Origin of the sequence: Streptomyces sp. NRRL WC-3549 (assembly GCF_000721935.1) — a bacterium.
Lineage (GTDB): Bacteria > Actinomycetota > Actinomycetes > Streptomycetales > Streptomycetaceae > Streptomyces.
Map to the genome: position 1 here is coordinate 1 of NZ_KL585402.1, position 3,199 is coordinate 3,199.

A 3,199-nucleotide genomic window follows, 5' to 3' on the forward strand; every position below is an offset into this window, starting at 1 on the left:
GCCGGGCGGCTCGGCGGGCCCGCCCGGTCACACCCGTGCCGGCCCCGCCGGGCGCCCTCAGCCGCCCACCGGCTCCGGACCGTACGCCGCCGGGTCCGCCAGCACGTCCTGCACCACCAGTGCCGCCGCTCCCCGGGCCGCGTCGCCCGCCACGGACGAGGCGCGCAGCCTGGCGCCGCCCCGGGACCAGAGGCCGGAGACCACACGGCCCGTCAGCTCGGCGTCGGCGGGCGCCGACAGCCAGGGCATCAGGCACCGGTAGATCCCGCCGAGCACGACCGCGTCCGGGTCGAACAGGTTGACCGCACCCGACAGCACCCGGCCCAGCATCCGGCCCGCCTCACCCACGGCCGCGACGGCCCGGGCCTCCCCGGCCCGGGCCCGCCGTTCCAGCTCCATCACCCCGGCCGCCCCGCCGCCCGGCTCCTCGATCCCCGCCGCCCGCAGCAACGCCGTCTGCCCGGCGTACTGCTCCAGGCAGCCGCGCGAGCCGCACCGGCACTCCGGGCCGTCCGGGTCCACCACCACATGCCCGATCTCCCCGGCGAACCCGTGCGCACCGCGCAGCAGTTCGCCGTCGAGCACCAAGGCCCCGCCGACACCGATCTCACCGGTCAGATACAGGAAGCTGCGGACCGCGTCGAGGCCGCCGAACCACAGCTCGGCCAGCGCCGCCAGATTCGCCTCGTTCTCGGAGCGGACCGGCAGCGGTACCGCCCCGGGGCGCAGCCCGGCGAGCGCGCCGGCGAACAACTCCTCGGCGGGTACCTGGTTCCAGCCCAGGTTGGGCGCCTGGCGCACCGTCCCGCCCGAGACGAGACCGGGCAGCGCGAGCACGGCCCCCACCGGGTACAGGCCCTGCTCCCGGGCCGAGTCCAGCGTGCGGGCCGCGATCCTGGCCGCCCGGCCCAGTACCTCCCCGGGCGGGGTGCCCCGGTTGTCCAGGTGCTCGGTCTGCCGGACCCGGCCGGTTCCCGCGAGATCCACCACGCACACCGACACGTAGTCGATGTTGATCTCCACACCGAGCCCCGCGGGTCCGGTGCGCGCCACCTTCAGCGCGGTGCCGGGCCGTCCGGCCTGGCCGCTGAACGTCTTGCCGGACTCGGTGAGGAAGCCGCCGTCCAGCAGCTGCTCGACGAGTGAGGACACCGCGGCCCGGGTCAGGCCGACCCGGGCCGAGACCCCGGCGCGGGTCGCCTCGGCCGCCTCGCCCTCGTCACGCACCGCGCGGAGCACGAGGCTGAGGTTGTGGCGCCGCACGGTGTCCTTGTCCGCCTTGGGCCCCAGCGGTGTGAGGTAGCTCTTCATATCGTCGACGAGCCTATGGGATGACCGGCCTCCCGCAGCAGGCGGTCACCTCGGGCGGACTTGTCGCCCGGGACCGGGACGGCGGCACACGGCCACCGCGCCCGGTCCCGCCGGAGCCCGTCACGGCCGGGTGCCCCGCGCCTTCAGCATGTCGGCCATCAGAGAGATCTCCGACTCCTGGGCCCGGGCCATGCCCGCCGCCAGGTTCCGGATCTCCTCGGTCCCGGCCGACTCCGCCGCCGCCCGCGCCATGTCCGCGCCCGCACGGTGATGGACCGTCATCAGCCGCAGGAACCGAACCTCGGCGTCCCGGCCCTCGGCCGAGCGCAGCCCGTCGAGCTCGGTGCCGGTCGCCATCCCCGGCATCAGTGACCCGTCGACCGCGGTGACGGGGTGCCCCATCCACGCCATGGGCGGCTGCTCGGAACTCTTCGGCCGGCCCCACGACTCCAGCCAGCCCAGCATCATGCCGCGCTGGTTGGCCTGGGTGTTGACGATGTCGTACGCGAGCCGGCGCACGTCCTCGTCGTCCGTACGGTCCCGCACCAGGAAGGCCATCTCCACCGCCTGCTGATGGTGGACCGACATGTCCCGGGCGAACCCCACGTCGGCGGAGTCCTCCGCGGGAGCGGCGGCGGTCGTCCCGGAGCCGGACGGGGACGCCGACGAGGGCCGTACGACCGTCAGCAGCACCAGGCCGACGGCCACCAGGAACACCACGGCCCCCGCGGCCACCAGCGGGCGGGAGGCGCGCGACGCCGGGGTCATCCCGCGACCCCGCCGCTGCACGCGGCACCGGGCTCGGGCGTCTGCGGGCCCTGCACGTACTTGGTGAAGAACTGGGCGACGCGGGCGTCCGTGGCGCTCTCCACCGAGACCTGCCTGCCCCAGGCGCTGAGCATCAGCGGGTCCTTCTGGTCGGCCACCGGACTCATCAGGGAGTACGGCGTCCTCCCGACCCGCTCGGCCAGCGCCTTGACGTCGGCGTCGTCGGCCCGGTCGTCGTACGTGACCCAGACGGCGCCGTGTTCGAGGGAGTGGACCGCGTTCTCGTTCGGTATCGCCTTCGTGTAGACGTCGGCGTCGCAGTTCATCCAGACCGGGTTGTGGTCGCCGCCCACGGGAGGGTTCATCGGATAGGCGACGGCGCTCTCCACGTGGTCCTGGCCGAGGTCGTCCCAGGACCGCTCCCCGGTGACGGGGGAGCTCTTGGCCTGCTCCTCGGCCTTGTCCTGCTCGTCGGCCGCGGACATCAGGTAGCCGCCGCCGACGACGAGGCCGGCGACCACGACGACGGAGGCGGTGATGGTGAGGGCGCGGCCGCGCCGCTCCCGGGCCCGCTCCTTGCGGCGGGCCTCCTCGAGCTTGGCGCGGCGCGCGGCGGCATTGCTGTTCTGATTCTTGGCGGAAGCCATGTCGGATCCTCGGGTTCGGCACGACGCGGGTGTGCCGCCGGGCGCCGTCCATGGGGGCGCGGGGCACGGGGTGCGTCGGCGGGGGAAGGGAAAGAGGTGTGCGGAAGGCCGCCCCTCCGGCCGCGCGTGTGCACGGTCCTGGGGGAGCGGAGGTCCGGCTTCTAGACCCTCTGAACCTGGAGACGGAGACGGTCGACGGCGCCCGCACCGTCGTGGGAGGGGCCGCGGATGGCCGAGGAGCCGGTGAGGGGAGCGGCCGGGACCGCGGTCTCCGCCGCCGTGCACGGCAGGGCCACGGGACTCGTCGGACCGGGCAGCACGGCCTGCGTCGAGCGTCCCGTCGCACCGTGGCAGGAACTCCCGGACCCGTGCTCGCCGGGGGCGTCGGCCACCACGACCGCGACGGCGGTGGGGGACGGGGCGTGGGCGTGCGCGACAGGGGCGGTGGCCGCGCGGTGCGGCGCCGCCGGCAC

4 protein-coding genes are annotated in these 3,199 nt (G+C 75.2%); all 4 read right to left on the minus strand.

Annotated features, from left to right (window positions below; genetic code table 11):
- Positions 1–57: 57 nt before the first annotated feature.
- On the minus strand, positions 58–1,311 hold the full coding sequence (locus IH13_RS0117155) for an ROK family protein (protein WP_031085379.1): 1,254 nt from the start codon (positions 1,309–1,311) through the stop codon (positions 58–60).
- A gap of 120 nt (positions 1,312–1,431) precedes the next feature.
- A complete protein-coding gene (locus IH13_RS0117160) occupies positions 1,432–2,079 on the minus strand; it encodes a DUF305 domain-containing protein (protein ID WP_031085381.1) in 648 nt (215 codons plus the stop codon).
- A complete protein-coding gene (locus IH13_RS0117165) occupies positions 2,076–2,726 on the minus strand; it encodes a DUF3105 domain-containing protein (RefSeq protein ID WP_031085384.1) in 651 nt (216 codons plus the stop codon). The genes IH13_RS0117160 and IH13_RS0117165 overlap by 4 nt, the downstream gene beginning before the upstream one ends.
- Positions 2,727–2,887: 161 nt before the next feature.
- The coding region (locus IH13_RS44670; protein WP_031085385.1) for a hypothetical protein at positions 2,888–3,199 on the minus strand (312 nt) is incomplete at its 5' end.

Bases quoted from the DNA above. Each gene is read 5' to 3' on its own strand.
- IH13_RS0117160 (WP_031085381.1), bottom strand. From the start codon at position 2,079: ATGACCCCGGCGTCGCGCGCCTCCCGCCCGCTGGTGGCCGCGGGGGCC.
- IH13_RS0117165 (WP_031085384.1), bottom strand. From the start codon at position 2,726: ATGGCTTCCGCCAAGAATCAGAACAGCAATGCCGCCGCGCGCCGCGCC.
- IH13_RS0117155 (WP_031085379.1), bottom strand. From the start codon at position 1,311: ATGAAGAGCTACCTCACACCGCTGGGGCCCAAGGCGGACAAGGACACC.